This window comes from Paraburkholderia sp. (assembly GCF_035501035.1).
In the GTDB taxonomy this organism is placed as follows: domain Bacteria; phylum Pseudomonadota; class Gammaproteobacteria; order Burkholderiales; family Burkholderiaceae; genus Paraburkholderia.
The window spans coordinates 1-3,523 of record NZ_DATJWR010000129.1; the positions used below are offsets into that span (position 1 = coordinate 1).

5 protein-coding genes are annotated in these 3,523 nt (G+C 60.1%); 4 read left to right on the forward strand and 1 reads right to left on the reverse strand.

Annotated features, from left to right (window positions below; genetic code table 11):
• The 4 genes from VMJ11_RS09215 to VMJ11_RS09230 form a co-directional block, all read left to right on the forward strand.
• Nucleotides 1–223, forward strand: a 223-nt coding sequence (locus VMJ11_RS09215) for a hypothetical protein (RefSeq protein ID WP_325619110.1), incomplete at its 5' end; no start/stop codon positions are given.
• Nucleotides 224–289: 66 nt separating this feature from the next.
• The gene (locus VMJ11_RS09220; protein ID WP_325619111.1) at nt 290–649 is read left to right on the forward strand and encodes a hypothetical protein; all 360 of its coding nucleotides are present in this window, start codon (nt 290–292) and stop codon (nt 647–649) included.
• Nucleotides 650–1,267: 618 nt separating this feature from the next.
• Nucleotides 1,268–2,053, forward strand: a complete 786-nt coding sequence (locus tag VMJ11_RS09225; RefSeq protein ID WP_325619112.1) for a hypothetical protein — start codon at nt 1,268–1,270, stop codon at nt 2,051–2,053.
• 3 nt (nt 2,054–2,056) lie between these two features.
• A complete protein-coding gene (locus VMJ11_RS09230) occupies nt 2,057–2,659 on the forward strand; it encodes an RES family NAD+ phosphorylase (protein WP_325619113.1) in 603 nt (200 codons plus the stop codon).
• Between the two features lie 347 nt (nt 2,660–3,006).
• Here the strand turns inward: VMJ11_RS09230 and VMJ11_RS09235 are convergent, their stop codons facing one another.
• Nucleotides 3,007–3,276 carry a DUF1488 family protein gene (locus VMJ11_RS09235; RefSeq protein WP_325619114.1) on the reverse strand — a complete coding sequence of 90 codons (270 nt, stop codon included), beginning with the start codon at nt 3,274–3,276 and terminating at the stop codon, nt 3,007–3,009.
• Between the last annotated feature and the right edge of the window lie 247 nt (nt 3,277–3,523).

Below are 3,523 nucleotides of genomic sequence, written 5' to 3' on the forward strand. Positions count from 1 at the left end.
CGTTGCTGAATTGCCTGTTGTGAACGCCTGCACGCTTTCGCAAGCAAGATCAGGGCGCGCCGATCGCAATCTACATTCCTTCGCGACGTACGCGCTGTGCTTTGGTGTCCGTCTATGGGAACTGGTTACCATCGGATGGCGAGAACTGTATGACGTTTGTGCGCGGCTTTCTCACACCCGTGTGTCTTCATTCACCAGCAAGCTCCAATGCATGTCGCGCTGACGGATCTGTGATCCCGGCACGTGATGCATGGTGAGGAGGCTACCGCGCAACCTGGAGGTGACTGTCGTGGGGGCGGGTGTCACGCGCGGCCAGGTCGACCAGCTTTCCAAGGTGATCACTCGCCCTCACAACGATCTCCATCCGGGTCACACAGAGCTGGCGGTCGTACTCATTGATCACGGCCGTGAGGCCCTCGATCAACGATCCCGGGACATTCCACGCCCCGGTGTGATCGGCCTCGCTGAGTACCGCTCCGAGGCCACGCTCAACGCGTTCAATCTCTGCAATATCGAGCTGCCCATGTCCCGCCCGGGTGATGAAGCTCGCGATGATGACGACCTGGGAGACGAGATTGATCAGGGCACGGTCCGCTTCACCATTGCGCAGACGCTCAAGCGCGATCCGTGCACGCAGCGCAAGATCTGAAGCTTCGTTGCGGGGCATGGGGAGAAAGAGCGACTTTGGGTGCGTTCCGGCAACTGGCCGACGCGTTGATCGAGAGTTCTTCTTGCTGGGCATGTCCGGTACGGTTAGTCTGGATTTGACATGGCATATTGTGAACTTCCCCCCCCGGGATCAAGTGCGACCACCAGATTTAAGTTTGCATGATCGGGTTTGCGAGTTTCATGATGGGCTCAGGCCATGGAGGTCGCCCTGTGTACCGGTTCCGGCGGTCCTCCATTTCTTCCAAGACCTCGCCGGACGATGCGCAGTGGGCGAACTCATGGAAGCGGGGCGCCCGCGGGGCACCGTGTACTGCGCGGCGAAGCATCCTGATCAGGTGGTGCTCCGGGGCAGACAGCGCCGGGAATCATGGTACAAGATGCAACTAACCGTCAATCGTCGTTGCAAACTGCCGACGCCTGTCGGCGGCAAAAATCGAACTGCGACAAGGGGCTCGGCCAATAAGAGTGGGAGCATTTCGCTTCGCCACGAGTACCGACCTGTGCGTTAGCCTGAGGGGGCATTTCCTTTACTTCCTTGACAAACTTGACGATGTCGCCATATCCGGGATAGTCTTGATCGTTACCTTGGAGAAGGCTCATGTCTACGGCATCCATTCAGGCGTCAGAGTTTTCGCGGCTACTTGTACGTGCTGCTAAGGTGCTGGATCGTAATGGCGCACGAACTCCACAAGCGATCCGCAAGGTCGTGGCGAGTTCAATGCAGGCCGATATCGGTCAGCTTCCCGCCAAACAGCAGCAGCGTTTCGCGCAGTCGATCGCGCTGTTCGCACAGGGATTCGACGATGCGCTGACGGCCTTAGCCGACGCGGCGGGAGAGGTAGCGCCGGCGAGGAAGCCAGGAACGGGCCGCAGCCGCCGTGCTCCCGCGCAGCGCGTGCGCACCGCAGCGGGCGCCGGGGCAGGGCGACGTGCAGGCGCGTCCTCCGTCGAAGCAGAAATGTTTGCTGAAGCGATGGCAGCCCGCGCGAAGCTCGTGAAGGAGGGCAGGTTGCTCGAACCTGCGGAATTCATGGGGCGTGCGGGCGTCACCCGGCAGGCAATCAACCAGCGGCTGAAGACGGGATCGCTTTTCACGGTTGATGGTCCCAACGGGGTGAGCTACTACCCGGCCTTCTTTGTGGACGAGAGTCTGGATCGACGTACGGTTGCCCGTGTCTCCCGGGCGTTGAAGGAACTGCCCGGCGCCAGCAAATGGGCATTCTTCACGAATCCGCGGCGCTCGCTTGGCGGCCTCACCCCGCTGGAGGTGATTGGTGGCAAGCAGCCCGGGCGCAGGCAAGGCGGTCGCAACAGCGTTGATCAGGTCGAGAAGGTCAACCTGTCGATGGTCCTGCGCGCGGCAGCGGGCTACGCGGAGGAATAGCATTTGGCCGCCCGTGGACTCAAGAACCCCGCGAAGAACTTCAGCACGCTGGCGTTGCCGGTCGTAACGCTCAAGGCCAAACGGCTGGTTCGCATTTCGAGTTACAACACAAACGAACCGCATTTCGCGAGAACAGCAAGTCACCGCTTCGACGATCCCAAAATGGAGTACGGGACCAGTTACTTCGGTCTGAATCTGGCTACTGCTGTCGCAGAGTCCCTGCTTCACGACCTCGAGCCGGTTGGGACCCGATATCATGTCGCGCCCGAGGAAGTGAAGCGGCGTTATATCCATACCTTTGACGGTCACGACCTGACGCTCGCAGATCTGACAGGCCAGAACATGAACGTGCTTGGCGCGCATGCCGGGCTGTTCGGCACCGCGAATTACAGCATCCCGATGCGCTGGTCCCGGGCGATCTACACGCATCCGGCTGACGTGGACCGAATACTTTACGTGTCGCGCATGATGGCTCCCCACCTCGCTGTTGTGCTTTTTGATCGAGGTGGAAGTATCGGACTGTCGCAGCGCATGCCGTCCAGGGCATTGGCGAGCAGCGCGGCATTCGCGAAGGCCCGAAAGGGTCTTCATATAACGTACACGTAATCGGCCGTTGTCTGCGTCCAATGGCGACTGCGTGCCTCGGTGCCACGTACCCTGCCTTCGTGGTTGCTTCGGCGCGGCCGCGCACGCCTCGCGAGCGGCATGAACCCCGAACATGCGGGAGCGTGATCTGGAGGTGGGTCGTCAGAGGGTGAGCCTATCCATGAACAAACAGGAGCTCGTCCGCGCTCGCCGGCGTCAGGCGAAAGCGGATCCAGCTCCAGTGAAGCCATCGGTGCCATTGTAGCTGTCAGGAAGCTTCTGCGAATGATGCAGCGGGCCTTTGGGGGAATTGGACCAGCATCGTACCTAATCAAGTGCAGTGGCCAGCATCCCAACGGGCAGAGGCCTCAGTGGCGCGCGAAATCTGCCGGCGTCAGTTCGAGGCGAGTCGCGGGATGGGCGAGCACCTTCCGTTCGGCTATTGCGCGGATGCGGCTGTAGCCATCGCGAAAGGTTTTGAGGATGCGGGCGTCGCTGGCGCGTGGCTCGAGCCAGAAATACGCTTCCAGCGCCGCGATCGTGATAACGCATCCGATCGTGCTGTTCTGGCGTACGAGGCAAAACTCCACGCCGAGGCGATTGGCGAGCACCTGCGGTTCAAGTTCGGCAGTTTCCATAGGTGGCAAGGACAACGCTTTGGACCAGGTCAGAATGATTTTTGCACATGTCATGCAAACCGGCGTCGACGAATGGCGGCCCTCATCACTGTCGAATGGGTCTTAACGACCCTCAAGAGCCGTTCAGGGCAATGAAAGCTCACCGACTCAAATGCCCCGCGAAACAGTCATAGGTCAACTGCGTCAAATTCTCAGTTTCCATTGATGGCTAAAAATACGAGCATCGCTCCCACACCGGAAATGGTCA